The sequence below is a fragment of the Streptomyces sp. L-9-10 genome (genome assembly GCF_004151105.1).
Taxonomy (GTDB): domain Bacteria; phylum Actinomycetota; class Actinomycetes; order Streptomycetales; family Streptomycetaceae; genus Streptomyces.
The window spans coordinates 1-26802 of the sequence record NZ_PHRF01000075.1; the positions used below are offsets into that span (position 1 = coordinate 1).

The 26802-nt window shown below is 72.1% G+C and carries 26 protein-coding genes; 14 read left to right on the forward strand and 12 right to left on the reverse strand.

Annotated features, from left to right (window positions below):
- Positions 1 to 355 precede the first annotated feature (355 nt).
- The gene (locus CU044_RS19295; RefSeq protein ID WP_129769971.1) at positions 356 to 844 is read right to left on the reverse strand and encodes an ATP-binding protein; all 489 of its coding nucleotides are present in this window, start codon (positions 842 to 844) and stop codon (positions 356 to 358) included.
- 203 nt (positions 845 to 1047) lie between these two features.
- Positions 1048 to 1416: an STAS domain-containing protein gene (locus CU044_RS19300; RefSeq protein ID WP_129769972.1), complete on the reverse strand. Its 369-nt coding sequence runs from the start codon at positions 1414 to 1416 to the stop codon at positions 1048 to 1050.
- A gap of 286 nt (positions 1417 to 1702) precedes the next feature.
- Here CU044_RS19300 and CU044_RS19305 point away from each other — a divergent pair, with 286 nt between their 5' ends.
- Positions 1703 to 2620, forward strand: a complete 918-nt coding sequence (locus CU044_RS19305) for an RNA polymerase sigma factor SigF (RefSeq protein ID WP_129769973.1) — start codon at positions 1703 to 1705, stop codon at positions 2618 to 2620.
- Positions 2621 to 2750: 130 nt separating this feature from the next.
- Positions 2751 to 4010: a cytochrome P450 gene (locus CU044_RS19310; protein ID WP_129770003.1), complete on the forward strand. Its 1260-nt coding sequence runs from the start codon at positions 2751 to 2753 to the stop codon at positions 4008 to 4010.
- Positions 4011 to 4136: 126 nt separating this feature from the next.
- On the opposite strand, the gene CU044_RS19315 is transcribed toward CU044_RS19310, so the two are convergent.
- On the reverse strand, positions 4137 to 4469 hold the full coding sequence (locus CU044_RS19315; protein WP_129769974.1) for a DUF6415 family natural product biosynthesis protein: 333 nt from the start codon (positions 4467 to 4469) through the stop codon (positions 4137 to 4139).
- A gap of 188 nt (positions 4470 to 4657) precedes the next feature.
- Between CU044_RS19315 and CU044_RS19320 the strand changes: the two genes are divergently transcribed.
- A complete protein-coding gene (locus CU044_RS19320; RefSeq protein ID WP_129769975.1) occupies positions 4658 to 6052 on the forward strand; it encodes a hypothetical protein in 1395 nt (464 codons plus the stop codon).
- 123 nt (positions 6053 to 6175) lie between these two features.
- Here the strand turns inward: CU044_RS19320 and hutI are convergent, their stop codons facing one another.
- From hutI to hutU, 4 genes are all read right to left on the reverse strand, one after another.
- Entirely contained in the window at positions 6176 to 7366 is a 1191-nt protein-coding gene (gene hutI, locus CU044_RS19325) for an imidazolonepropionase (RefSeq protein WP_129769976.1), read from the reverse strand.
- A 35-nt stretch (positions 7367 to 7401) separates the two neighbouring features.
- Positions 7402 to 8925 (reverse strand): formimidoylglutamate deiminase, encoded by a 1524-nt coding sequence (locus tag CU044_RS19330; protein WP_129769977.1) that lies wholly within the window; start codon positions 8923 to 8925, stop codon positions 7402 to 7404.
- Complete coding sequence (locus CU044_RS19335; RefSeq protein ID WP_129770004.1) at positions 8922 to 10130, reverse strand: allantoate amidohydrolase; 1209 nt, start codon at positions 10128 to 10130, stop codon at positions 8922 to 8924. Before CU044_RS19335 ends, CU044_RS19330 begins: the two co-directional genes overlap by 4 nt.
- Positions 10131 to 10207: 77 nt before the next feature.
- On the reverse strand, positions 10208 to 11866 hold the full coding sequence (gene hutU, locus CU044_RS19340) for a urocanate hydratase (protein WP_129769978.1): 1659 nt from the start codon (positions 11864 to 11866) through the stop codon (positions 10208 to 10210).
- 136 nt (positions 11867 to 12002) lie between these two features.
- Between hutU and CU044_RS19345 the strand changes: the two genes are divergently transcribed.
- From CU044_RS19345 to CU044_RS19360, 5 genes are all read left to right on the forward strand, one after another.
- The gene (locus tag CU044_RS19345; protein ID WP_129769979.1) at positions 12003 to 13490 is read left to right on the forward strand and encodes a diaminopimelate decarboxylase; all 1488 of its coding nucleotides are present in this window, start codon (positions 12003 to 12005) and stop codon (positions 13488 to 13490) included.
- Positions 13491 to 13722: 232 nt separating this feature from the next.
- On the forward strand, positions 13723 to 14115 hold the full coding sequence (locus CU044_RS38665) for a hypothetical protein (RefSeq protein WP_165371940.1): 393 nt from the start codon (positions 13723 to 13725) through the stop codon (positions 14113 to 14115).
- Between the two features lie 239 nt (positions 14116 to 14354).
- Complete coding sequence (locus CU044_RS38670) at positions 14355 to 15098, forward strand: transcriptional regulator (protein WP_193564004.1); 744 nt, start codon at positions 14355 to 14357, stop codon at positions 15096 to 15098.
- Positions 15099 to 15171: 73 nt separating this feature from the next.
- Positions 15172 to 15606 (forward strand): roadblock/LC7 domain-containing protein, encoded by a 435-nt coding sequence (locus CU044_RS19355; protein ID WP_129769980.1) that lies wholly within the window; start codon positions 15172 to 15174, stop codon positions 15604 to 15606.
- A gap of 129 nt (positions 15607 to 15735) precedes the next feature.
- Positions 15736 to 16110, forward strand: coding sequence for a hypothetical protein (locus CU044_RS19360; RefSeq protein ID WP_129769981.1), 375 nt, complete (start codon positions 15736 to 15738; stop codon positions 16108 to 16110).
- Between the two features lie 15 nt (positions 16111 to 16125).
- Here CU044_RS19360 and CU044_RS19365 read toward each other — a convergent pair whose 3' ends face one another.
- The 3 genes from CU044_RS19365 to CU044_RS19375 form a co-directional block, all read right to left on the reverse strand.
- A complete protein-coding gene (locus tag CU044_RS19365) occupies positions 16126 to 16692 on the reverse strand; it encodes a hypothetical protein (RefSeq protein WP_129769982.1) in 567 nt (188 codons plus the stop codon).
- Between the two features lie 96 nt (positions 16693 to 16788).
- Complete coding sequence (locus tag CU044_RS19370; protein WP_240045699.1) at positions 16789 to 17475, reverse strand: response regulator transcription factor; 687 nt, start codon at positions 17473 to 17475, stop codon at positions 16789 to 16791.
- Complete coding sequence (locus CU044_RS19375) at positions 17472 to 18689, reverse strand: sensor histidine kinase (protein WP_240045703.1); 1218 nt, start codon at positions 18687 to 18689, stop codon at positions 17472 to 17474. Before CU044_RS19375 ends, CU044_RS19370 begins: the two co-directional genes overlap by 4 nt.
- Before the next feature lie 407 nt (positions 18690 to 19096).
- On the opposite strand from CU044_RS19375, the gene CU044_RS19380 reads away from it, so the two are divergent.
- Positions 19097 to 19876, forward strand: coding sequence for a class I SAM-dependent methyltransferase (locus tag CU044_RS19380; protein ID WP_129769984.1), 780 nt, complete (start codon positions 19097 to 19099; stop codon positions 19874 to 19876).
- Between the two features lie 51 nt (positions 19877 to 19927).
- Here CU044_RS19380 and CU044_RS19385 read toward each other — a convergent pair whose 3' ends face one another.
- A complete protein-coding gene (locus CU044_RS19385; RefSeq protein ID WP_129769985.1) occupies positions 19928 to 20764 on the reverse strand; it encodes a MurR/RpiR family transcriptional regulator in 837 nt (278 codons plus the stop codon).
- On the reverse strand, positions 20761 to 22365 hold the full coding sequence (locus CU044_RS19390) for an aromatic amino acid ammonia-lyase (protein ID WP_129770007.1): 1605 nt from the start codon (positions 22363 to 22365) through the stop codon (positions 20761 to 20763). The genes CU044_RS19385 and CU044_RS19390 overlap by 4 nt, the downstream gene beginning before the upstream one ends.
- Before the next feature lie 154 nt (positions 22366 to 22519).
- On the opposite strand from CU044_RS19390, the gene CU044_RS19395 reads away from it, so the two are divergent.
- The 5 genes from CU044_RS19395 to CU044_RS19415 all read left to right on the forward strand — a co-directional run bounded on the left by CU044_RS19395 (position 22520) and on the right by CU044_RS19415 (position 26529).
- Positions 22520 to 23686 carry an ATP-binding cassette domain-containing protein gene (locus tag CU044_RS19395; RefSeq protein ID WP_129769986.1) on the forward strand — a complete coding sequence of 389 codons (1167 nt, stop codon included), beginning with the start codon at positions 22520 to 22522 and terminating at the stop codon, positions 23684 to 23686.
- Entirely contained in the window at positions 23683 to 24366 is a 684-nt protein-coding gene (locus CU044_RS19400; RefSeq protein ID WP_129769987.1) for an ABC transporter permease, read from the forward strand. Before CU044_RS19395 ends, CU044_RS19400 begins: the two co-directional genes overlap by 4 nt.
- Positions 24367 to 24372: 6 nt before the next feature.
- The gene (locus tag CU044_RS19405) at positions 24373 to 25038 is read left to right on the forward strand and encodes an ABC transporter permease (protein WP_129769988.1); all 666 of its coding nucleotides are present in this window, start codon (positions 24373 to 24375) and stop codon (positions 25036 to 25038) included.
- Positions 25039 to 25110: 72 nt separating this feature from the next.
- Positions 25111 to 26064, forward strand: coding sequence for an ABC transporter substrate-binding protein (locus CU044_RS19410; protein ID WP_129770008.1), 954 nt, complete (start codon positions 25111 to 25113; stop codon positions 26062 to 26064).
- 42 nt (positions 26065 to 26106) lie between these two features.
- Entirely contained in the window at positions 26107 to 26529 is a 423-nt protein-coding gene (locus tag CU044_RS19415) for a hypothetical protein (RefSeq protein WP_129769989.1), read from the forward strand.
- Positions 26530 to 26802: the final 273 nt, after the last annotated feature.

A 26802-nucleotide genomic window follows, 5' to 3' on the forward strand; every position in this document is an offset into this window, starting at 1 on the left:
TAGGGTCTTTCGTTTGGATCAGGCCGGATCAGGGAGCGGGGTCTGGTGGAGGGGGTCCCTCCCGTGCCGTTCAGGCTACGGGGGAGGATCGCAAGGCGAAGGAGGGAGCCATGGCGGAGCCATGGTGACCGACGGCAACGCGGCGAGGCGCGGCCCGCCGCGGCAGCGGCTGATGTCACCGCGGGCACGCGAGCCCGGCATGATCCAAACGAGAGGCCCTGGGTCCCGTCCGGACAGGACCCGGCACAGGGCCTGGGCAACAGGACAGGGCGTACGCGACGAAGAGGGCCGCCGCACCGGGTAAGGGTGCGGCGGCCCTCTTCGTACGGGCTACGCGTCGTACGGGCTACGCGCGTCACGACGGAGCGGCCAGCTCCGCCCAGACCGTCTTGCCGGCCGCGCCGGGCGTCCGTACGACTCCCCAGTCCAGGCAGAGCCGCTGGACGATGAACATGCCGTGACCGCCGGGGCGTCCCGCGCGGTGCGGCGTACGGGGGGCCGGCTGGCCCGTACCGCGGTCCGTGACCTCGAGACGCAGCGCTTTGTCGGTCTGCGCGACCCGCAGGCCCTCGGGGCCCTCGGCATGCAGACACGCGTTGGTGACCAGTTCGGAGACGACCAGCAGGACGTCCTCCGCCGCCGCGCGCCGGTCGGCGGTCGCGGCGGGGAGCCAGCCCCAGTCGTAGAGCGCCTGGCGGGTGAAGTCCCGCGCGAGCGGTACGACACCGCTGGCGCCGGCCAGGACGAGCGACCGCACCCGGGCGTCGGACGTCGTGGCAGCGGTGCCCGCGCCGTCCGGCTCGGGGCCGAGTTCGCCCGGCGGAGGCTGCCGGGTGGTGCTCATCAGCGCTTCACCTCACCGATTCACCAATTAGCCAGTGCTTGCGTACAGAGAATGCGGGGTCCTGCTCGGTCCGCCGGGGATCTTCTGCCCGCCCGAATCGTGACAACACCCACTCATCGATCCGGAAATCGTGACGGGGGCAACAAGACGGGACAGGGGTACGCATCCGGGGGCGGAAACCCGGGTGCAGAGTAGCGGCCGGCTCAGTCGGCCAGGGCTTCTTCGAGGGAGTCGTGGACGGTGAAGACCGCGTCCGCGCCGGTGATCTCGAAGACCCGCGCCACGACGGGCAGCATCGCCGCGAGATGGACCCCGCCGCCGGCGGCATCCGCCTTCAGACGGGCGCCCAGCAGGACATTGAGTCCGGTGGAATCGCAGAATTCCAGTTGCGAACAGTCGATCACCAGGCGTGACCGACCCTGTTCGAGTGCTTCGTCCAGAGGCGTCCGCAACAGGTCGGCGGTGTGGTGATCCAACTCACCCGCCGCTGTCACTACCTCGCTCCGGCCCTCGGTCCGAACTTCGACCCGAAGCCGGCCCCGATTCGTGCTGCCGACCGTCTGGCGGTCCATGGCCGTCCCTCTTCGCCGTGTCGTGCGCCGTCGTCAGATGGTGTCGTCTCGTCGTCATCACATCCTGATGACGCCCATCGAACATTACGCCTTTCGTACGCCGACCGGTACCCAAACTCCCCCGCAATAAGGACATATGAAACAATTAACACTTGCAACTGTCCGTGCCTAGCGGGTAGGGCTTGTAGGGACACATCCGACCACGGCCGGCTTTGGAGGCGCCGCACACCGCAGCAGCGCGTATTGGCATCGGCAGCCATATGCCGAGAACGTATGGAGGAGACCCATGTCACCCCGGCTCGACGACTCGCGTACCCAGCACGCGCCGTCGGCAACTCCGCCCGCACCTTCCGAGACCGACATCACACTGCCGGCCGGCTTCGAGGGCCCGACCGAGGGCCTTGAGGACCTGCCCGAGATCCCGCCCTTCGACGAGGTGGGCGCGGTGGATGCCCGAGCCCTGTCGAAGACGCTCTTCGCCCGGCTGGAAGCCCTTGAAGAGGGCACGCACGAGCACGCGTACGTCCGCAACACCCTGGTCGAGCTCAATCTCGCCCTGGTGAAGTTCGCGGCCGCCCGGTTCCGCTCCCGCAGCGAGCCGATGGAGGACATCGTGCAGGTCGGCACGATCGGCCTGATCAAGGCGATCGACCGCTTCGAGCTGAGCCGCGGCGTCGAGTTCCCCACCTTCGCGATGCCGACCATCGTCGGTGAGATCAAGCGTTTCTTCCGTGACACGTCATGGTCGGTACGGGTACCGCGCCGGCTCCAGGAACTCCGCCTCGACCTCGCCAAGGCGGGCGACGAACTGGCCCAGCAGCTCGACCGCGCGCCCACCGTCGGTGAACTCGCCCACCGCCTCGGCATCACCAACGACGAGGTCGTCGAGGGCATGGCGGCGAGCAACGCGTACACCGCCAGCTCGCTGGACGCCCAGCCCGAGGACGACGACACCGAGGGCGCGCTCGCGGACCGGATCGGTTACGAGGACCACGGGCTCGAGGGCATCGAGTACGTGGAGTCCCTGAAGCCGCTGATCGCGAGCCTGCCCACACGGGACCGGAAGATCCTCTCCCTGCGCTTCGTCGCCAATATGACGCAGTCGGAGATCGGCGAGGAGCTCAACATCTCGCAGATGCATGTGTCCCGGCTGCTCTCCCGCACCCTGAGGAAGCTCAGAAAGGGACTGACGCTGGAGGAGTGACAGGCCCCTTCCGGCGTCGGCGCTCCCCGGAAGTCACCGGAACAGGCCGGAAGAAGCCGGAAGAGGCCGGAACCGCTCCTGTGCCGCACCGCCCTGTCCCTCATAGGATCGGGAGCGACCTGTGTCAGGCATGCCGGGAGGGAGAGTTCCAGTGACGGCGTCATATGTGCCCCACCGGATGGACTCCTCCGGCGGCTGCCCGCACGCCTCCAACGCCGCGCTGCTGGCGAAGGGTGCCGCCGCCGAGGTCCTGCTCCCCGGGGACGTGCCGGCCGCGGCGGTGCTCGGGCACGAGGCGCTCAAGGAATTCATCGGCCATCCGGATGTCGCCAAGAACGCACGGCACTTCACCGCGCTGCGCGAGGGGCGAATTCCGGACGGCTGGCCGCTGCGGACCTTCGCGACCGTACAGGGCATGGTCACCTCGGACGGAGACGATCACCGGCGGCTGCGGTCGCTGGTGAGCAAGGCGTTCACGGCCCGGCGCGTGGAGGCGCTGCGGCCCGGCATCGAGCGGCTGACCGACGAGCTGCTGGACGGTACGGAGACCGCGGCGGCCCGAGCGGATGACGGCGTGGTGGATCTGCGGGCGCGCTTCGCGCTGCCGCTGCCCATGAACGTCATCAGTGAACTGCTCGGCGTGGATGAGGAGTTCCGGGACCGGCTGCACATACTGTCGAACCAGGTGGTGGCGACCGACATCGCGCCCGAGGAGGCCGTGGCCGCGAACCGGGAGATGGTGGCGGTGCTCGCGGCGGTGGCGGCTTCCCGTAAGGGCCGTCCCGGCGAGGACCTCACCAGTGCCCTGATCGCCGCGCGCGAGGAGGGCGGCGACCGGCTCGGCGAGGCCGAACTCATCGGCACGATGATCGTGATGATCATCGCCGGTCATGAGACCACGCTCAATCTGATCACCAACGCGGTGCGTGCGCTCTGCGCCCACCGGGACCAGCTGGAGCTGATCAGGGCCGGTGGCGCCGACTGGGCGGACGCGGTCGAGGAGACGCTGCGCTGGGACAGCCCGGTCAGTTTCTTCCCGTTCCGTTATCCGACCCGGGACCTGACGGTGGACGGCACGCTGATCCCCGCGGGCACCCCGGTACTGGCGGGCTTCTCGGCCGCCGGCCGTGATCCCGCCGCCCACGGCCCGGACGCGGACCGCTTCGACATCACGCGACGTACGCGCTCCACCACCCGGCATCTCTCCCTGGGCCACGGCGCGCACTTCTGCCTGGGCGCACCTCTGGCGAGGATGGAGACGACGATCGCGCTGCGGCGGTTGTTCACACGCTTCCCGGACCTGAGGGTCACGGTCCCGGACGAGGAGCTTCCGCGTCATCGGAGCTTTGTGGGCAACAGCGTGCGGGAACTGCCGGTGGTACTTCGTTAGTTGAGGCCCGCCGCAGCAGTGATCGGCACCGGATGGCCTACAGGCGCAGCCCGACTGCCAGGGCGATGGTGAGCCCCAGCGTGCAGACCGCGACCACGAACCACGCCTGATGCTTCGCTTCAGGAGTCACGTCCGGTGCCGCCCTTCACGTTCGTGCAGGTAGTCCATGAACGTGCGGCACATGCGGGCCAGGGCACGCATGTGCACCCAGTTCGCCATGGCGCCGCCGCCGGGCCCGCTGCCGGTCAGGTCGTACCAGTCCTTCAGCGCGCCCTTCGCCCGGACCGTGTGCTCGGTCTCGGGGATCCGTTCGACGCATCCGACGAGCAACGCCCCATGGTCGATCAGCCGGTTGGTGAGATCGGCGATCTCCACCGGTGGCGGCATCATGCGATGCGGGGCGAGCGCGCGGTCGATGTTCAGGGCTATGACATCGAAGGCGATATCGTCATATGCCAATGCCTTCCCGTGTGCGTTTTCCTCTGTGCCTCCGGCTCTGCGGTCTGTCACTGTGGTCACCTTGGCCCCCCGCTCTCTTCGTGTGTTCGGCGTCTACTTGAAGAGAAAACCGCGTTATTACCCTCCCCGGGTACCGTGGAGGGCAGGTCCGAGAATGAAAGCCATGAACGCTTGGGGGAGTTAAAGGCATGGCGAGTAACTCACGTCACTCACGCACACCCAATGCCGGGCTGGCCTCTCTGCTGGAGCAGGCGAAGTGGTCCCGTGCGCAGTTCGCACAGATCATCAATCGCATCGGCGCGGAAGCCGGGCTCCAGCTGCGCTACGACCAGTCCGCAGTCTCCCACTGGGTCGCGGGCACCACCCCGAAGGAGCAGGTCAGACCACTGATCGTGGAGGCGTTCGCGCGCAAGCTCAGGCGCCCGGTCACCCATGCCGAGGCCGGTCTGCCGGTCGCGGCCTCCGCGCACGTCCCGGCGGGCTCCGGCGTGCCCGGCTCCTCCGTCGCTTCCGGCGTCAACACGTTCGAAGAACTGGTCGACATGGGAAGGGCCGATATGGACCCGTCGCGTCGCAGTTTGATAGCCGCAGGACTGTTCTCCGCCGCGATCGTGGTACCGCTGTTCCCGGATCTGGCACATGCCGCCACCTCGGCGACCGCGCCCCCCGGCAAACGGACGGCCCGGATCGGCGCGCCGCAAGTACAGGCCGTACGTACGATGACCGATCGAATAGCGGACATTCTCGATGAACTCGGCGGAGGGCACGCCCGCCCGATGGCCGCCGCGTTTCTCGTCAACACGGTCATGCCCTGGCTCAAGGCCGAGGCCCCGGAAGGCGTACGGAGCGACATGCTGTCCGCGGCGTCCGACCTGGTCTATCTGACCGGGTGGATGGCGATGTACGAGCGGGCGCACGGGCTCGGCCAGCGGTACTACCTCAGGGCCCTGGAACTGGCCGGCGCCGCCGAGGACCACACGACGTACTGCCGGACGCTGCGCGGCATGTCCCTCCAGGCGTCCAATCTCGGCTACGGCAAGCGCGCGCTGGAGCTCGCCGACTCGGCCGCCGAGGCGTCCCCGAAGGCCGGACCACGGCTGCGGGCCTTCCTCTCCGGGCAGCAGGCCCACTCCGCGGCGATGGTCGGCGACAAACGGCAGGCGTTCGCCCGGCTCCGGGAGACCGAGACGGCGCTGACGAAGGCCGACAACCGGCGTGAGTCCGTGGGGGGTTACGACGCGACCGCGTATCTGTTCCACACGTCCCATGTGCTGTACGAGTTCAAGGATCTGCCGGGCTCGATATCCGCGCTCCAGCAGTCCCTGAAGGCGCAGCAGAAGAACGAACGGCAGGGCAGGGTCCACTTCCTCGCGGTGCTGGCGCAGCGTCAGCTGGAGCTGGGGCATCTGGAGGCCGCGTGCGCGAGCTGGTGGCAGTTCCTGGAGGACTACGAGCATGTCTCGTCGGCGCGGGGTGACGAGCACTTCGAGACGATGCAGCGCAGGCTGAAGCCGTACGCGAAGACGCAGGCGGTGCGGAGGCTGCGGGCGAAGATCGATGAGGTGGCGGTACTGAAGGGGTGAGGGCGCGCCGGGCGGCGGGGGGTCCATGGACCGGGGGGTCAGCGGACCCGTTCGCCGCCGTCGGCGTCGGCCCCGGCGGGCCGGCCTTGGCCGGCCGGCCCGCACCGGCCGGCCGGCCCGGCCTCAGCGGACCCGTTCGCCGGCCCGCCAGACCGCCGTGACCAGGGGGACCCCCGGGCGGTACGCCAGATGCACATGGCTCGGGGCGTCGAGGAGGGCGAGGTCGGCGCGGGCGCCCGGGGTGAGGCGGCCGACGTCCTGGCGGCGCAGGGCGGCCGCGCCGCCCGCCGTGGCCGACCAGACCGCCTCGTCCGGCGTCATGCCCATGTCGCGTACGGCGAGCGCGATGCAGAACGGCATGGACGAGGTGAAGGACGAGCCGGGGTTGCAGTCCGTGGAGAGCGCGACGGTCGCGCCCGCGTCGAGGAGGCGGCGGGCGTCCGGCCAGGCGGCGCGGGTGGAGAACTCCGCTCCGGGGAGCAGCGTGGCCACGGTCGCGCTGTGGGCGAGGGCGTCCACGTCCGCGTCGGTCAGATGCGTGCAGTGGTCGGCGGACGCGGCGTCGAGCTCGACGGCGAGCTGGACGCCGGGGCCGTACGAGAGCTGGTTGGCGTGGACGCGGGGGTGCAGGCCCTTCGCGGCTCCCGCGGTGAGGATCGCGCGGGCCTGGTCCCCGTCGAAGGCGCCCTTCTCGCAGAAGACATCGATCCAACGGGCGTACGGGGCACAGGCGTCGAGCATCTCGCCGGTGACGAGGGCGACGTACGCGGCCGGGTCACCGGCGTGGTCGGGCGGGACGATGTGCGCGCCGAGGTAGGTGACCTCGTCGGTGTGCGCGCCGGCGATACGGAGGGCGCGGGCCTCGTCCTCGACGGTCAGGCCGTAACCGGACTTGGTCTCCTGGGTGGTGGTGCCCTGGCGGAGCGCCTCGGCCAGATAGCGGGCGACGTTGGCGCCGAGCTCGGTGTCAGTGGCGGCGCGGGTCGCGGCGACGGTGGTGCGGATGCCGCCGGCGGAGTAGGCGCGGCCGGACATCCGGGCGTTGAACTCCTGGGTGCGGTCGCCCGCGAAGACGAGATGGGAGTGGGAGTCCACGAAGCCCGGGATCACGGCCCGGCCACCGGCGTCGACGGCGTTGTCAGTGGCGGGTGCTTTGCTTGACTCACCGACCCAGACCACGCGGTCGCCGTCGATGACGACGGCCGCGTCCTGGATCAGACCGATGGGGGTTCCGTCACCGAGGGAGGGGTCGTTGGTGACCAGACTGGCGATGTTGGTGAGGGCGGTGGTTCCCGCCGTGGTGGTGGTCGTCATCGTGACGGTCTTCTCCTTCGGCGGCGTCCGCGGCGTCAGCCGCGCAGGGCTGCGATCGACTCGGCGAGGGCCTTGGGCACGTCGTGGACGAGGGCGTGGACACCGTCCCGGACGATCTGGCGGCCCGCGACGACGGTGTGGCGCACATCCGCCGCGGAGGCGGCGAATACGGCTGTCTCCGCTCCGAGCCGGGTGAGCGTGCCCGCTGTTCTGACCGATTCCAGGGCGATGGTGGCGAGATCGGCGAGCGCGCCGCGCTCGATCCTGCCCGCCTCGTGCCAGCCGAGGGCAGCGTGGCCGGTCGAGGTCGCCGCGTGCAGGAGGGCGGCGGCCGTCCAGTGACCGCGGCTGCGGGTGCGCAGCCGTTCGTCGAGTTCCATCGCGCGGGCCTCTTCGAGGATGTCGATGACGGCGTGGCTGTCGCTGCCGAGCGAGAGCGGCGAGCCCGCTCGCTGGAGCCGGGCGGCGGGGCCGATGCCGTCGGCCAGGTCGCGTTCCGTCGTGGGGCACATACAGGTGCCGGTCCTGGCGGCGCCCAGCAGGGCGATGTCCTCGTCGGTGAGATGGGTGTTGTGCACGCCGGTGGTACGGGCGCCGAGTACGCCGTGATCGGCGAGCAGACGCGTGGGGGTGCGGCCGTGCACGTCGAGGCAGGCGTCGTTCTCCGCGGTCTGCTCGGAGAGATGCACATGCAGCGGTGCCCGGTGGGCCTCGGCCCATTCGGCGACGGTGGAGAGCTGCTCGGCGGGCACGGCGCGTACGGAGTGGATGGCCGCGCCGATCCGGGCGTGGGCGCTGTCCTTGTGGGCCGAGGCGAGGTCGGCGGCGCGCTCGGCCCAGGCGGTGGCCGTTCCGTCGGAGAAGCGGAGCTGGTGGCGGTCGGGGGGCGCGCCGCCGCGCCGCTTCGTGATGCCGGAGGAGAGATAAGCGGTGTCCAGGAGCGTGATCCGGATCCCGGCCTCGGCCGCCGCCGCGATCAGCGCCTCCCCCATCGCGTTCGGCCGGTCGTACGGGGCGCCGTCCGGGGTGTGGTGGAGGTAGTGGAACTCCCCGACGGCGGTGATACCGGCGAGCGCCATCTCCGCGTAGACGGCGCGGGCGAGGGCGTAGTACGAGTCGGGGGTGAGCTTGGCGGCGATTCCGTACATGATCTCGCGCCAGGTCCAGAAGGTGCCGGAGCCGACCTGGACGGTGCCGCGCAGGGCGCGGTGGAAGGCGTGGGAGTGGGCGTTGGCCAGCCCGGGGAGGGTCAGTCCGCGCAGGACGGCCGCTCCGGGCGGCGGGGTCTTGACGCCGGTGCGGACGTCGGTGATCCGGCCGTCCGTGACGGCGACGGCGACACCTGGCTCGACGTGGGTGCCGAGCCAGGCGTGTTCCAGCCAGTAGACGGGACCGGCGGGCCCGGCCGGGACGGCGCGGCCGGGCGCGGTGGCGGGCCCCGGCGCGGCGGCGGCCTCGGTCCCGGTGGCGGCCCCGGGCGCGGTGGTCTGCCCGCTTCTGGTGGCCGTCCCGTCGTCCGTGACCCGCGTCCTGCCCGGTGCCGCTGTGGGGTGCGTCATGCGCACGCGAGTCCTTCCAGTACGTCGGCCAGTGCCAGGACCCCGGCCACGCAGTCGTCCTCGGCCGCGGATTCGGCCGGGGAGTGCGAGACCCCGGTGGGGTTGCGTACGAACAGCATGGCGGTAGGGATGGAGCCGGACAGAATACCCGCGTCGTGCCCGGCGCCGGTGCCGAGGACGGGTACGGGAGCGCCGCCGCCGGGGCGCTGCCCGAGGATCTTGCCCAGTTCGTCCCGCAGGGCGTGCTCGAACTCGACCACGGGGGTGAAGGACTCCCGTACGACGGACAGCTCGATCCCGGCCCGGTCCGCGTACGCGCGGGCGGCGGCCTCGATACCGGCGACCACGGTGTCCAGGGCGGACTGGTCGGCGGCGCGGGAATCCAGCCAGCCACGGACGAGGGAGGGGATGGCGTTGACACCGTTGGGCTCGACGGAGATCTTGCCGAAGGTGGCGAGGGCCCCGGCGAGTTCGGCCTCGCGGCGGGCGGCGAGCACGGTCTCCGCGTACGGCAGCATCGGGTCGCGGCGGTCGGCGAGGCGGGTGGTGCCCGCGTGGTTGGCCTCTCCCCGGAAGTCGAAACGCCAGCGGCCGTGCGGCCAGATCGCCGACGCGATACCGACGGGGTCACCGGACAGGTCGAGGGCGCGGCCCTGCTCGACATGCAGCTCGATGAACGCGCCGATCCGCGCGAGGCGTTCGGGGTCGGGGCCCAGGGTGGACGGGTCGTGGCCGGCCGCCTCCATCGCCCCGGGCAGCGTGATGCCGTTCCCGTCGCGCAGTTCACGGGCCTGCTCTGCGGTGAGCCGGCCCGCGGTGAGCCGGGAGCCGACACAGGCGAGACCGAAGCGGGCGCCTTCCTCGTCACCGAAGTTGGTGATGGCCAGGGGGCGGCTGAACCGCGCGCCCCTGCCCCGGAGTTCGTCGAGTGCGGCGAAGGAGGAGACGACACCGAGCGGCCCGTCGAAGGCGCCGCCGTCCGGTACGGAGTCCAGATGCGACCCCGTCACGACGGCGTCCCCGGCGAGCGGATCGCCGAGCCAGGCCCACTGGTTGCCGTTGCGGTCGAGTTCGTAGGCCAGCCCGCGGGCCTCGGCCTGCGCGCGGAACCAGGCCCGGCAATCGGCGTCGGCGGCGGTCCAGGCGTACCGCCGGTAGCCGCCGCTGCCGGAGTCGCGGCCGAGCGGGGCGAGTTCGCGCCACATCTCCTGGAAGGAGGGGGTTCGGCGGGCGTCGCCCGGGGCGCCCTCGGCGTGCCCCGGCCCGGGAGGCGGTGACGCGGTCACTCGCCCTCCCGCATCGGGACACGGACGTCGCGCTCGTCGGCGACCGCTTCCGCGAGGTCGTAGCCCGCGTCGACATGGCGGATGACGCCCATGCCCGGGTCGTTGGTCAGGACGCGGCGGATCTTCTCGCCCGCGAGCTTCGTGCCGTCGGCCACCGAGACCTGCCCGGCGTGGATGGAGCGGCCCATGCCGACGCCGCCGCCGTGGTGGAGGGAGACCCAGGAGGCGCCGGAGGCGACATTGACCATGGCGTTGAGGAGCGGCCAGTCGGCGATGGCGTCGGAACCGTCGAGCATGGCCTCGGTCTCGCGGTACGGGGAGGCGACCGAGCCGCAGTCCAGGTGGTCGCGCCCGATGACCAGCGGCGCGGCCAGCTCACCGGAGGCGACCATGTCGTTGAAGCGCTCGCCCGCCTTGTCGCGCTCGCCGTAGCCGAGCCAGCAGATCCGGGCCGGGAGGCCCTGGAAGTGGACGCGCTCGCCCGCCATCTTGATCCAGCGGTGCAGTGATTCGTTCTCCGGGAACAGGTCGAGGATCGCCTTGTCCGTCTTGTGGATGTCGGACGCCTCCCCGGAGAGCGCGGCCCAGCGGAACGGGCCCTTGCCCTCGCAGAACAGTGGCCGGATATAGGCGGGCACGAAGCCGGGGAAGGCGAAGGCCCTGTCGTATCCGGCCAGTTGGGCTTCGCCGCGGATGGAGTTGCCGTAGTCGAACACCTCGGCGCCCGCGTCCATGAAGCCGACCATCGCCTCGACGTGCCGGGCCATGGACTCCCGGGCGCGCTGGGTGAAGTCGGCGGGCTTCTCGGCGGCGTACGAGGCCATCTCGTCGAAGTCGACGCCGAGCGGCAGATAGGCCAGCGGGTCGTGGGCGGAGGTCTGGTCCGTGACGATGTCGATGGGGGCGCCCTCGGCGAGCATCCGGGGGAGCAGTTCCGCCGCGTTGCCGAGCAGGCCGATGGAGAGCGGCCGGCGCGCGTCGCGCGCCTCGGTCGCCAGCTGGAGCGCGTGCTCCAGGCTGTCGGCCCGTACGTCGAGATAGCGGTGCTCGATCCGGCGCTCGATGGCGCGCGGGTCGCAGTCGATACAGATCGCGACGCCGTCGTTCATGGTGACGGCCAGCGGCTGGGCGCCGCCCATGCCGCCCAGACCGGCGGTGAGGGTGATCGTCCCGGCGAGGGTGCCGTCGAACTTCTTGGCGGCGACGGCGGCGAACGTCTCGTACGTGCCCTGGAGGATGCCCTGTGTGCCGATGTAGATCCAGGATCCGGCGGTCATCTGCCCGTACATGGTGAGGCCGAGGGCCTCCAGGCGCCGGAACTCCTCCCAGTTCGCCCAGTCGCCGACCAGGTTGGAGTTGGCGAGCAGCACGCGCGGCGCCCACTCGTGGGTCTGCATCACCCCGACCGGACGGCCGGACTGGACGAGCATCGTCTCGTCCTGCTTGAGGGTGCGGAGCGTACGCACCATCGCGTCGAAGGAGCGCCAGTCGCGGGCGGCCTTGCCGGTGCCGCCGTAGACGACCAGCTTGTCCGGGTGCTCGGCGACCTCGGGGTCGAGGTTGTTCTGGAGCATGCGGAGGGCGGCTTCCTGCTGCCATCCCAGGGCGCTCAGTTCCGTACCGCGCGGCGCCCGTACGGGTCGCGGTCCTGACATGGCGATGCCTCCTTCGTGGTGGATCTGCCGACTGGCCTGCCGACCGGCCTGTTGGCCAATCTATTCACATCCTCGCCGGATGAATACTTGTAGTCAACAGCTGCGTGGCCGGTCGGCGGGTGATTGGCTGGCACGCATGGCTTCGGTTCAGCACGACGGTGACGGCGACAACGGCGACGGCGGCGGCACTCCCCCGCACGGCTCGAACATCTCGAACGGCTCGAACGGCTCCAACGGCTCCGCGGACGGAGGTACGGGCGCGGCCCCCGGTGCGGCGGCCCGCCGGGACCTCGCCGTACGGGCCGCCGTGGCGCAGGGGCTGATCAGCGAGACCGAGCCCGTCGTCGCCCTGCTCGACGTGGCCGGGATCCGCGCCTCCGCCGCCGCGCTCCGTACCGCCTTCGACGAGGTCACCGCCCCAGGCACCGCCGTTCTGCACGCCTTCGCGGTGAAGGCGGCGCCCCTGGTGGCCGTGGTGCGCCTGCTCGGCGAGGAGGGCATCGGCGCCGAGGTCGCCAGCCCGGGTGAGCTGGCCCTCGCCCGCGCGGCGGGCGTACGGCCCGAGCACACCGTCCTCGACTCCCCCGCCAAGACCACCGCCGAGCTGCGCGAGGCCCTCGCGCTCGGCATCGCGGTCAACGCGGACAACCCCCAGGAACTGGACCGGCTCGACGCCCTCATCGGCTCCGGACCGGTTTCCGGCCCAGGACCGGTCGCCTCCCCGCTGGGGCTGCGGATCAACGCGCAGGTCGGCGGCGGTTCCATCGGCGCACTCTCCACCGCGACCGCCACCTCCAAGTTCGGGATCGCGCTGCGCGACGAGGGCGCCCGCGCCTGGGTCGTCCGGGCGTTCCTCGACCGCCCCTGGCTCACCCGGCTGCACACCCACTCCGGCTCGCAGGGTGTGCCGCTGGAGCGCATGACCGAGGGCGTACGGACGGTGTACGAACTGGCGGAGGAGATCAACGCGGCGGCCGGCCGCCGGCAGATCGACACCCTCGACATCGGCGGCGGTCTCCCGGTCAATTTCGGCTCGGACGAGGAGACACCGACGTACGCGGCCTACGCCCGGCTGCTGAGGGAGACCGTCCCCGGACTGCTGGACGGCCGCTACGGACTGGTCACCGAATTCGGCCGTTCTCTGCTCGCCAAGCACGGCACGGTCCTCGCGCGCGTCGAATACGCCAAGTCCGCCGGTGGCCGCCCGATCGCGGTGACCCACGCGGGCGCGCAGGTCGCCACCCGTACCGTCTACGACCCCGCCTCCTGGCCGCTGCGCATCGCCGCGTACGACGCCGGGGGACGGCCCAGGACGGGCCCCGCCGTGGCCCAGGACATCGCGGGCCCGGCCTGTTTCGCGGGCGATCTGCTCGCCGAGAACCGGCCCGTGCCGCTGCTGGAGCAGGGCGATCTGGTGGCCGCCCTCGACACCGGCGCGTACTACTTCTCCAACCACTACGCGTACAACAGCCTGGCCAGGCCGGGTGTCCACGGCTTCGTGACGGTGCCGGGCACGGCCGGCGGCGGGGTGCGCTTCGCGACCGTACGGGCCGCGCAGACGGTCGCGGAGATCGTCACCGAGTCGGGCGGCGGCTACGCCGACGCGCTCCTGCCGGCCGGCTAGGACGACTGCCGGACAGCCGGGACGGCCGGCGGACCGCCCCGGGCGAGCCCGGCGGAGCGCTACGGGCGGCCGGCGGCCCCGGACGGCCGGAAGTGGCCGGTCCCCGGCGGCCCGGCACGCATGTTCCGATGGAAAATGCCAGAACCTCCTCCCCCCGCACGAACGTTGCGTAATCTCGCGGTCACTGCCGCACAACAGTGCGCCCGCACGCCCGGCTGGGAGGGGAGTCCGCGTGCCCGGAATCGACGCGTGCCTACAGGAGGCCATGAAGCTGCCGGGAGCGCGCGGAGCGGCGATCGTGGACTGGACGAGCGGTCTCGCGCTCGGCACGGCGGGCGAATCGCCCAACGGCGACCATGAGGCGACCGCCGCCGAGACGGCCGAACTGGCCAGAGCCGCCGCGGAGTACACGGCGTTCGCGCCCGCCGTCGCGGCCGGCCACAAGGGCCCGCCCGTCGAGGACCTCATCGTCACCACCCATACCGGCTACCACCTCCTGAGCTTCGTCGAGACGACGTTCGACAGCAGCGTCTTCCTCCATCTCTGGCTCGACCGCGACACCGGAAACCTCGCCCTGGCCCGATTACGGCTGGGACAGCTCGCCGAACGGCTGGTGCTGGGATGACGGCGGCGTCCGCGCACACCCCTGACTCCTCGCACACACCGGACTCCGCCCACACCGCGGCCTCTCCGGCTGCCCCGGTCTCCCCGGTCTCCCCGGTCTCCCCGGTCTCCACGGTCTCCCCGGTCTCCCCGGTCTCCCCGGTCTCCACGGTCTCCCCGGTCTCCCCGGTCTCCCCGGTCTCCACGGTCTCCCCGGCCTCCCCGGCCTCCCCGGTCTCCCCGGTCTCCCCGGTCTCCCCGATGCTCGTCCGACTGGCCGGCGAGCGCGCCACCGGAGCGCTCCTGCGCGACCACGGCACGCTCTATCTCGCCGACGGCCGCGTCGTGCACGCGGAGAGCCCCGCCGCCCCCGGGATCGACGTCCTGCTCACCGCCGGCGGCCGGCTGCCGCGCGCGGGCTGGGAGGAGGCGGTCGACCGGGCGGGCGCCCGCCGCGAGGTCGGCCGGTTCCTGGTCGACAGCGGCAGGATCGGCGGCGGCGAGCTGGAGATCTGCCATCTGGGCGCGCTGTTCGACGCCGCCTACTTCGCCCTCGCGCCCGGCAGCGGCCCCACTCGCTTCCGCTACGGCGTCGCGCACTGGATCGGTCCCGTACGGCCCGTCTCCGCGTCCGCCGTCGAGCGCGAGACCCGGCGCAGACGCGAACTCCTCGACCAGGTCTGGCCGTACGCGGCCGTGGACACCGCGCCCGTGCGGGCGCGCGAACCGGTGCCGGGCCAGGCGGTCACCCGCCGCCAACGCGTGCTGCTGGAACTGGCGGACGGGGTACGGACACCACTGGCCATCGCCTGGGCGCTGGGCAGGCCCGCGTTCCACACCCTGCTGGACATCCGCCGGCTGGCCGCGGCCGGGCTGGTCGAGACGCCTGCCGAACCGGCGGCGGCCACGCCCGCGGCGGTCCCGTCCTGGGTCGCGACGGTCTCGGCCGATCCTGACATCGCCCTGTTACGCCGGCTCCGCGACGCCCTGGAGGCAAGCCTGTGACTCCCCGTTCCATCCACCGGGCCCGGACAGGACCCGCCGTGTCCGACGTCGTGCCGGACCGCGCCACGCCGTCATGAGGCGCGCGCTGCGGGCACGTGCCGAGAGGAGACAGCTGATGACGGCGGAAGCCGAGGTACTGGGCGAGCTGAGGCGCCTGCGGGCCCGCCTCCCCCAGCTCACCGGCGCGCTCGCGGCCAGTACCGACGGTCTGGTGCTGGCCCAGGACACGGCCGACGTGGAGGCGGAGGGGGTGGCCGCGCTCACCGCCGCCGCGCTGGGCGTCGCCCTGCGCCTCACGGACACCACGGGACAGGGCGGGTTCCGGGAGCTGCTGATCCGGGGCGAGCTGGGGTACGTCGCGACATACGCGGCGGGCGCCTCCGCGGTGCTGACGGTCCTGGCGGAACCCCGGATCAATGTGGGCCGGCTCCATCTGGAGGCCCGGCGGTCCAGCACCCGGATCGGCGAACTGGTCGACGGGGCCCTGGAACGGCTGGAGAACGCCTGACCGATGACCGCCCACACCCCCACCGCCGACCCCACCCCCAATCCACGTGGAACACGCGGAACACGCGCCACCCGGGCCCCGGGGACCTCCCGGACCGCCCGCACCGGACGGAAAGGAAGTGCGACATCCATGGCCAACACCGAAGCCGCCCTCAAGCAGGCGACCACCGTCATCGACGGCGCCCTGGGAGCCGCCCTCGTCGACTACTCCAGCGGCATGGCCCTCGGCACGGTCGGCGGCGGCAAGGACCTCGATCTGACGGTGGCCGCGGCGGGCAACACCGATGTGGTCCGGGCCAAGGTCCGCACCATGGAACTGCTCGGGCTACAGGACGAGATCGAGGACATCCTGATCACCCTCGGCAGCCAGTACCACCTGATACGGCTGCTCAAGGGACGCGGCAACAACGGACTGTTCCTCTATCTGGCACTGGACAAGTCACGGGCGAATCTGGCGATGGCCCGCCACCAGCTGATGAGAATCGAGGCCGACCTGGAGGTCTGACGGCCGTACAGCCGCTCAGTGACGGCGCCGTGCCCCGCCCGGCACGGCGTCACCGGCCGCGGTTCCCGTGATCCGGTAGCCCTTGACCTTCTTGCCCACGGGGTGCCCGGTGCCGGCCCAGTCGGTACGTACCCACAGCAGTGCGTCGTCCCGGCGCTCCCGGCGCCCCAGCCAGGCCGCCTTGAGCCACAGCCCGACGCCCACGCCCGCCAGGGCCGGGCCCCCGGCGCCGGGCAGCGCGAAGGAACTCCCCACCGCGACGAGGAAGGCGCCCAGCAGCCACCAGCGGTTCGCCCGGCGCCAGTTCCGCAGCGTCACGGCGCGGTCCTGGAGGAAGTCGGACTTCCCCGCCCGCCCGGCCCGGTCCGCCCACTCCGTGTACCGGCGCCGCCGCACGAGCGCGACCACCCCGGCGCACACCACGAACAGCGCCGCGCCGGTGTAGCCGCCGACCCCGCGCCCGGTCAGTCCGGGGAGCAGGACACCGATCCCGGTGGCGAGGACCCCCAGCCACCACAGCGGGACGGCACCGGCCCGTACGATCACGGCCACCCGTGCCAGAGACTGCCCTCCACGCCCCACGACCCGCCTCCTCATGCCTGTGTTGTGGCGCGCAGACTAATGAGGTTCTCTGAACGTTTCCTGAGAAGCGGCGCCCTCACGGCGCGGCAGTCCACGTCAGGGCAGCAGCCGCCGCTCGCCCGCGACCGCCACCGCTGCCGCCCGGGTGTCCACGCCCAGCTTTCCGTAGATCCGTCCCAGATGGGTCTTGACCGTGGCCTCGCTGATGAACAGGGCCCGTGCGATCTCCCGGTTGCCCAGGCCCAGCGCCAGTTGCCGGAGGATGTCGCGCTCGCGCTCGGACAGCACGGGGCGCGGGCTGCGCATCTGGGCCAGCACCCGGTCCGCGACCGGGGCCGACAGCGCGGTACGGCCCGCCGCCGCGTCGCGGATCGCCGCGAACAGCTCCTCCGGTCGCTCGGCCTTGAGCAGATAGCCGGTGGCGCCCGCCTCGATGGCACGGGTGATGTCGGCGTCGGTGTCGAACATGGTGAGCACCAGCACGCGCGGGCCCGGTGTGCCGGAGCCCTCCGCACCACCCGGCGTCGGAGCCGATGCCGGGGCCGACGTCAGACGCCGGGTGGCCGTCACGCCGTCCATGCCGCCGCCGAGCTGAAGGTCCATCAGTACGACGTCGGGGCGTACGCGGGCGGCCAGGGCGAGAGCCTCCTCGCCGCTGCCCGCCTCGCCGACCACCTCGATGCCGTCGGTACTGGCCAGCAGCGCGCGCAGCCCGGCACGCACCACGGCGTGGTCGTCGCAGAGCAGCAGCCGGATCGGCGGGGAGGACTCCAGCGGGCTCACGATGCGGTCTCCCTCAGCGGGGCGGGCGGGTCGGGCGGGGCGGGGGCTACGGGGACGAGGGGCACGGCGACCGACACCACCGTGCCCTCGCCCGGCGTGGATTCCACGGTGAGCGTGCCGCCCGCCTGCCGCGCCCTGATACGCATCGCGGGCAGCCCGTGCCCGCGCCCCTCACCGGGCAGGGGCGCGGGTGCGGGCGCGGGCGCGGGTGCGCCGTCCGGGTCGAAGCCCCGTCCGTCGTCGGCGACGTCCAGCGAGATCTGGTCGTCCACCCAGGTCAGGGTCAGCACGGCGCGCGTCGCGGCGGCGTGCTCGCGCACGTTGGCCAGCGCGCCCTGGGCGATACGCAGCAGCGCCGCCTCGGCCCGCTCCGGCAGCGGGCCCGGGGTGCCGTCGAGCCGGAAGGCCACCGTCGGACCCGGGCCGCTCTCGCGCCCCGCGAGCGCGTTCAACGCCTCGGGCAGGGTGAACCCGTCGAGGTCGGCCGGGGCCAGGTCATGGACGAACCGGCGGGCCTCGGCGAGGCCGCGCGAGGTGATCTCGGCCGCGTCCCGGATGTGCGCGCGGGCCACGTCCGGCTCCGTCCGCCAGACGCGCTCGGCGGCCTGCAACAGCATCCGCTGGCTGGACAGGCTCTGTGCGAGGGTGTCGTGGATCTCCGAGGACAGCCGCTGCCGCTCCGCCAGGACGCCCGCCCGCCGCTCGGTGGCGGCGAGGTCGCGGCGGGTGCGGACCAGGTCGTCGATCAGGGTTCGCTGCCGGGCCGCCTGGCGTTGCAGATGGACCAGGACGGCGGTGGCGACCGCCGCGACGGCCGGCGGGGCGATGACCATGTTGGGGTTGACCGCGCCCTCCGACACCCGCATCTGGGAGGCGACGACCAGCGCGGTGAGAACGGCCACCACCGGCACCGCGATCCGCGCGGGCAGCGTGTGCAGTCCGGCGAAGAGCAGCGGCATGGCGCACCACGTGGCGCTCGGCGCGAGGACGAGCAGCACGATCCAGACGGCCGACACCGCGCCCAGCCAGGCCAGATGCCGTGCGGTGGGCCGGGCGCCGGGGCGCGGCGCCGGGGCCAGCAGCTGCCCGAGGACGTAGAGCAGCCAGAAGACGGCGAACAGCGCGACGATCCACGACGTACACCCGTCGCCCTGGTCCCGCGTCAGGAAGCGGACGAGCGAGGAGCCGAGCAGCAGGAAGAACGCGGCGTGCATGACCGCTGTCAGCCACCGCCCGTCCGGATCGGCCCGCGCACCCGCCGGATCCGCCCTTTCGGCCTTCGTACCGGCCCGCGCGCCCTGTCCCGGGGCGGGGCTCCCGTCCACCGCCGTCACGGGCCGCACGACCGGCATGACTCCGTACGGTGCCGCACCGCCGGCCTCCTCATCGCTCGGGGTCTCCCGTGCTCGTCCGGCATCAGCGTGCCCGACGCTGCACCGCAACCTCCAATCGGCTGACACCCGCGTCCGCCGAACCGTCCCCGCGGGAGAGCCGGTCGGCCGCGTCCGGCGCGCGCTCGCGCGCCCAGGCTGGTACCGAGAAAACCCGCGAGGCGAAGCCGGGCCCTGTCCCGGTCCGGCACGGCCGCCGCGTCCGCTCCGTACGAGGAGGAAGTGCCCCCGTGGCCACCAAGAACGTCACCGTCAATCGCGCCGCCCTCGGGCACCGCGTCTCCTACGCGCTGCGCCATCCCGACCGCGTGCCGCGCCATCTGGTCCGCGCGGCCCGGGACGCGTGGCTGCGGTACCGCTGGCCGGACCACGTCGCGTACTACCGCGCGGTGATGCGGTCCGACACCCGCGCCGACCCGGACGCGGCGGTCGGCAGCCGTAGCCGTGAACGGTGGCTGGCGCTGGGCGCGATGCAGTTCGACTATCTGCTCAGCCACGGTCTGCGCCCCGAGCACCGGATGCTGGAGATCGGGTGCGGCAATCTGCGGGCGGGCTGGCGGTTCATCAGGCACCTGGAGCCCGGCCACTACTACGGCATCGACATCTCCCCCGACATCCTCGCCGCCGCGCAGGACACGATGGTGCGCGAGCATCTCCAGAACCGGCTGCCCACGCTGACCCCGGTCCGCGATCTGACCCTGCGCTTCCTGCCCGAGGCGCACTTCGACGTGGTGCACGCGCACAGCGTCTTCTCGCACTCCCCGCTCACGGTCATCGAGGAGTGCTTCGCCAACGTCGGCCGGGTGATGGCCCCCGGCGGCTGGTTCGACTTCACCTTCGACCGCACCGAGGGCACGGAGCATCAGGTGCTGCGGGAGGACTTCTACTACCGCACCGAGACGCTGATCGCCCTGGCCGGGAAGCACGGTCTGGCGGCCCGCTTCATGGCCGACTGGGAGGAGCTGCCGCACGGCCAGTCCAAGATCCGCGTCACCCACGGCCCGTCCTGAAAGCCCCTGGCCGAAGGGCCCCTGGGAAGAGAGCCCCTGACAGGACGTCACTCACTCCACGAACAGCCCCCGCGCCGCCGCCCGCGCGTCGAACTCCTCCAGTCGCGCCTGCGCGTCCGGCAGCCCGTCGCACATCGCCTCCAGCAGCACCCGCCCCAGCAGCATCGGCGCGCACGCCGTGTCGAAGGCGAGCCCGGTACCGACCGCCGCCGGGATCAGCAGGTCGCTGTGGCCCGCGACCGGCGCGAACGCCGAGTCGGCGACCGTCACCACCGTCAGCCCGGCCGACCGCGCGTACGCCAGCGCGTCCACGACCTCCTTCGGGTGGCGCGGCAGCGCGAAGCAGAGCAGCGCGGTGGCGCCCGCGGTCCTGGCCGCGTCGATCCGGTCGGCGAGCATCGTGCCGCCCTCGTCGAGCAGCCGTACGTCCGGATGGACCTTGGCCGCGAAGTAGGCGAAGCCGCGCGCCTGCGAGGAGGCGGCGCGCAGGCCGAGGACCGGCAGCGGGCGGGAGGCGGCGAGCAGCCGCCCGGCCTGTTCGACCGGGCCGGGATCGGCGAGCAGCTCGGCCAGCCGGCGCAGGTTCTCGATCTCGCCGCGTACGGCCTGCTGGTACTCGTTGTACGTGGACTCGCCCTCCTCCGGGCCGACGGGCGCGACATCGCGCAGATGCCGGCGCAGCGCCGGATAGCCGTCGAAGCCGAGCGCGACCGCGAAGCGGGTGACGGACGGCTGGCTGACTCCCGCCAGGTCCGCCAGCTCGACGCTCGACAGGAAGGGCGCGTCCGCGGGCCGCCGCACCATGCTGTGCGCGATGCGCCGCTGAGTGGGGGTCAGCCGGTGGCCCTCGAAGAGCTGCTGGAGTCGGGCGGCAGGGCTGTCGCTCATGCGATCCCCCTTGTCTGTTCGGTCGGTTCGGCCATGGTCCGGCCCGCCGTGGCCGGACCGTTCACCGGATACGTCACGAGATCCGTGACCAGGTCCGTGAACCGGTCGAGCAGCGCGGCGGCGGCTGTCACATCATCGGTCAACGGCCGGTCGGCGGCCTCGTCCTGGAGTACGGTCTCGGCCAGTTCGAAGGCCCGGCCGACCGGAAGCCCCGGATCCGGCCGCAGTCCGCGCTGGCGCATGGCCCGTACGGCGGCGACCAGTTCGCAGCCGACGACCAGCCGGTACGCGCTCCCCAGGCGCAGGGTCTGGCGTGCGGCGAGCGAGGCGAAGCTCGCCTGCTCCTCCACGCCACGGGACAGTACCGCGTGGCCGAGCGAGGCCGGCGCGGAGAACGCCCGCAGATCGCCGAGGGCCGCCCCGGCCGCGTACTCCAGGATCATCACCCCGGAGCTGGCGGGCTCGGCGTCGGCGAGGAAGGGCCGCAGCCGGGTGAACGCGGGCTCGTTGAGCGCGGAGAGCCGGGAGGTGGAGAGCCGCGCCGTCTGCACGAGCGAGAGCCTGAAGTGGTCGAGCGCCAGCGCGACCTGGGCCAGATAGAAGCCGCCGTGGTGGTACGCGGCGGGGATCGGGTCCGTCTCCGTGCCGGGGCGGATCAGCGGGTTCTCGGCGGCGGCGTTGATCTCGACGGCGAGGGCGTTCTCCAGCGCGTCGGCGGCGTCACGTGCCGGGCCGTGGATCTGCGGGACACAGCGGAAGCCGTACGGGTCCTGGATCCGGCCGAGGGGCGGTCCCGGCCGTTCGGGGGCGCCGAGGATCGCCCGCATGTCGGCGGCGACGGCGTACGAGCCGGGGTGCGGGCGCGCGGCGTGCACGGGCTCCGCGTACGCCTCGTACGAGCCGTCGACGGCGAGCAGGGAGAGCGCGGCGACCAGTTCGGTGGCGGTGGTGAGCCGGCGCAGTTCGTGGAGGGCGAGCGCGGACTGGCCGAGGGTGAGGGCGTTACTGCTGATCAGGGCGAGGGCGTCGTTGTTGTCGAGGGGCTGCGCGTCGGGCGCCGGGCCGCCCCGCCAGGGATGTTCACCGGCGAGGGCCAGACCCATCTGGGCGAGGGCCGCGATATCGCCCGTGCCGACCGAGCCGAACTCGTTCACCACGGGGTACGCGCCGGACTCCAGCGCCTCGCAGAGGGCGGTGACGACGGTGGGCCGCAGTCCCGCGCCGCCCGCGAGGAGCTGGTTGGCCCGTATGGCGAGCATGGCGCGGACCTCGCGGGCGGGCAGGGGGTCGCCGATGGCACCGGCGTGGCTGCGCAGCAACCGCAGTCCGTGGTCGGCGGCGGCCTCGGTGGGCACGGCCTCGGTGCGGTTGGCGCCGACGCCGGTGGAGCGTCCGTACACCCGGCCGGAGGCGGCCAGCTCGCGCGCGAGGTGCCAGCTCTGTTCGACACGCTTCATCGCGTCGGTTCCGGGTACCGGACGAGCGGCGCCGTCCGCCAGGCGTACGACATCGGTCACCGGGAGGCTCTGTCCGTCCAGTACGACGATGGCCGTGCTCGGGGTGGTGCGCGAAGCCGACGGGTCCATCATGTGGGACGACATCATGCGCGAACGCCTCCTTATCGGACGCTATGTCTTGCCCTGCGGCCATCCGTAACCAGTGATTTACCCGGGGGCATTGACAATCTATTCAGACAACGAGAACTCTGCATGACTATATGCAGCCGGGCAAGGGACGCGGGGCAAGGGACGACTGATGATCAAATTCGACGCGGTGAACAAACGCTTCCCCAACGGCACCACGGCGGTTCACGACCTCACGCTGGAGATGCCGGAGGGCGGGATCACCGTCCTGGTCGGCTCCTCGGGCTGCGGCAAGACCACCACCCTCCGCATGATCAACCGGATGGTCGACCCGACGTCCGGGACCATCCGGCTCGGCGGCCGGGACGTGCTCGAACAGGACGCCGCCGAGCTGCGGCGCGGTATCGGCTATGTCATCCAGCAGTCGGGCCTCTTTCCACACCGTACGGTCCTCGACAACATCGCGACCGTGCCGCTGCTGCTCGGCTGGGGCCGCAGGAAGGCCCGTGCGCGGGCGGCCGAGCTGCTGGAGACGGTCGGGCTGACCGCCGAGGCGGGCAAGCGCTACCCGCACCAGCTCTCCGGCGGCCAGCAGCAGCGCGTCGGGGTGGCCAGGGCGCTCGCGGCCGATCCGCCGGTGCTGCTGATGGACGAGCCGTTCGGCGCCGTCGACCCGGTCGTACGGACCCAGCTCCAGGACGAGCTGATCCGTCTCCAGCGCGACCTGAACAAGACCATCGCGTTCGTCACCCACGACATCGACGAGGCGGTACGGCTCGGCGACCGGATCGCCGTCTTCCGGACCGGCGGCCACCTCGTCCAGTGCGCCGCCCCCGCAGAGCTGCTGGCCGGCCCGGCGGACGACTTCGTCGCCGACTTCCTCGGCGCGGAGCGCGAGCTGAAGCTGCTCTCCCTGACGACGCTCGCGGAGGTGCCGCTCCAGCGGGCCACGACGGTACGGGAGGACGCGCCGGCGCCCCCGGCCGGCTCGGGGCCGTGTCTGGTCGTCTCCGCGCGGAACGAGCCGCTGGGCTGGCACGACCCGTACGGCGCGGACGCCGCCTCTCCCGCCGCCCCGCTCACGCCCGTACGGCCGCTGCGCGACACCGACTCGCTGCTCGCCGCGCTGAACGAGTCGATCGCCTCCCCGGCCGGTCTGATAGCCCGGGTCGACGCCGACGGCGTGCTGACCGGGGTCACCTCGCGCGAGGCGATCCACGAGCACGCGGGCCGCAGACACCAGGAGGCGGCGCGGGCGGCCGAAGGCCTCACCAAAACGCCGGGCCCCTCGCGGGACACCGCCAAAGCAATCTCGAAGACCCCGGGCGGGGCCGCATGACCGTCGAGTGGGCGTGGATATCCGACCACGCGGGCGATCTCACCACCCTCACCCTCTCCCATCTCCAGGCCGCCCTGACCGCCGTACTCCTCGGGCTGCTGATCTCGCTCCCGCTGGCCGTACTCGCCCATCGCGTCCGGCCACTGCGCGGCTTCCTCCTCGGGCTCTCCAACGTCCTGTTCACGATCCCGTCCATCGCGGTCTTCGTCCTGCTGCTGCCCGTCTCCGGGCTGACCAGGACCACCACCGTCATCGGCCTGACGATCTACACGCTGGTCGTCCTGCTGCGGAACACCGTCGAGGGACTGGAGTCCGTCCCCGCCAAGGCGCGTGAGGCCGCCGTCGCCATGGGCACGCGTCCGCTGCGTACGCTCCTCACGGTCGAGCTGCCCCTCGCGCTCCCCGTGATCATGGCGGGCGTACGGATCGCCACCGTCATGTCGATCTCGCTGGTCAGCGTCGCGACCTATATCGGCGACGGCGGCCTCGGCCAGCTCTTCACCGACGGCTTCCAGCGCAATTTCCCGACCCCTGTGGTCGTCGGCGTCGTCCTGACCCTGCTGCTCGCGCTGGTCGCGGACGCGCTGCTGGTGGCCGTGCAGTACGTGCTCACCCCCTGGACGAGGCAGCCGAAGCGGCAGCCGCGGCGGCAGCGGCAGCCTCAGAGCGGGAAGGTCTGACCCGACATGTACGAACTCTTCAAGGACCTCGGCTCCTGGCTGGTGTCGAGCGAGCAGTGGACGGGCCCGGACGGCATCGGACACCGTCTCGCCGAGCACCTCCAGTACTCGCTGATCGCGACCGTGATCGCCGCGCTGATCGCGCTGCCCGTCGGGCTGCTCATCGGGCACACGGGACGGGGCGCGTTCCTCGCCATCAACCTCGCCTCGTTCGGCCGGGCCCTGCCCACGGTCGGGCTCGTCGTGCTGGTCTTCCTGGCCAGCGGACTGTCCATGACCCCCGTGTACGTGGCGCTGGTGGCCCTCGCCGTCCCGTCGATCGTGACCAACACGTACGCGGGGATGACCGCCGTCGACCCGGAGGTGAAGGACGCGGCCAGGGGCCAGGGCATGCGCGGCCGTCAGGTGCTGCTCCAGGTCGAGATCCCGCTCGCGCTGCCGCTGATCATGACCGGGCTGCGGCTCGCGCTGATCCAGGTGGTGGCGACGGCGACCATCGCCGCGTACGTCAGTTTCGGCGGGCTCGGCCGGTACGTCTTCGACGGCCTGGCCCAGCGCGACCTGGTCCAGGTACTGGGCGGAGCCGTGCTGGTCGCGGTCGTCGCCGTGGTCCTCGATCTGGCGCTGTCGGGGCTTCAGCGCGTCCTCTTCCGCCACCGCACCGCCGCCTAGGAGACCACTCCCGTGACCTCGGACTCACCCATGAACGCGAACCCGAACCCGAACGCGCACCCGAACTCACCGATGAACCGGCGCAGGCTCCTCGGCGGCCTGTTCGCCGCGGCCTCCGTCCCCGCGCTCGCCGCGTGCAGCAGCGGGATCACCTCCCTCGAAGGCCAGGGCAGCGGCGGCGGGGGCGGCGGTTCCAGCGCGGACGGCATCACCATCGGCACCGCCAACTTCACCGAGAACCAGATCCTCGGCCACCTCTACGCGGCCGTGCTCGGCGCCGCGGGGGTGAAGACGACCGTCCGCCCCAACCTCGGCACCCGCGAGATCCTCATCCCGGCGCTCAAGGGCGGCGACATCGATCTGCTCCCCGAGTACCAGGGCGCGCTGCTGCACTACCTGGACCCCGAGGCGACCGCCACGGAGGAGGGCGAGATGCAGAACGCCCTCGCCGTCGCCCTCCCCGCGGGCCTCCAGATCCTCCCGTACGGCAAGGCCGAGGACTCCGACGCCTTCGCCGTCACCCGCGAGACCGCCGACAGATTCGGCCTCAGGACGCTGGCGGATCTGGCGAAGCAGAACGGCAAGCTGGTCATCGGCGCGGCGCCCGAGGTGAAGAAGCGGGTCGTGGGCGTCGTCGGGCTCAAGGACGTGTACGGCGTGGAGTTCAAGGAGTTCAAGTCGCTGGACTCCTCGGGACCGCTGGTCAAGGGCGCGTTGAAGAAGGGCGATGTGGACGTCGCCAATCTCTTCACCACGGACACGGACATCGCCGCCGAGGGCTGGGTGGTCCTCACCGACCCCAAGAACCTCGTCCCCGGTCAGCACATCGTCCCGCTGATCGCCGACCGCAAGGCCGACTCCACCGTGCGCAAGGCACTGGCCCGGCTGGGCAACGCCCTGACGACCGAGGCCCTCACGGAGCTGAACCGCCAGGTGGACAAGGACAAGAAGGACCCGGAGGACGTCGCGAACGCCTGGGCGGCGGACCACGGCCTGAGGAATCCCGCAGGGAAGAACGGGGGCTAGCCCCAATGCGCGGGGGACGTCCCGCTTCGTACCGTGGCCACCATGGAAGCCCGCGACCCTGAGCTCAAGAAGGAGCTCGACGCCACCCTTCAGGCCCGTCACGAGCTGGGGGCGGACTACGAGCCCGCACTGATCGAATCGTTCCTCGAAAAGGTGGAGCAGCGCATGGACGGGATGACCGACCGTCATGTCCGCCGGCGGCTCGCCGAACAGCAGATGGCGGCCGCCCGGGGCGGCGGCCCCCGCCCGCCGGGCGCCTCGACGGGGTTCGGCGGGCGCTTCGGGTTCGGCGTCGTCTCGCTGGTCCTCGCCATTCCGCTGACCGCGATAGCCGCGGTGAACACCGGCTTCAAGGGCCTGGTCGTCTGCTGGCTGGGCATCGTCGCGGTGAACGCGGTGCACGCCGCCCGCGGCTGGCCCTGGGCCGACCGCAAGCAGCGCGAGGAATCCGACTGGGAGGGGTGACCGAGGCCGGGGAGCGGACGCTCCCCGCGGGCCGAACCGGTGGTCCCGCGGGCCTTCGGCCGACGGTTGCCGCGGGCTGAAGAATCACTCGGAAGAAGTAGTCGCGGGGACCGCCGCACCCCCGTTGCCGGGGGGCGGGACGACGACGGTCCCCGCGAGGGACACGTTCCGGGTCAGGGCCGGTCTCGTGTCCGGGCGTCCATGGAGTCCGGGAGCCGCTCCGGAGGTCCTTGACGCCGACAACCACCAATGTGCCGGACGCGTGTTAAGCCG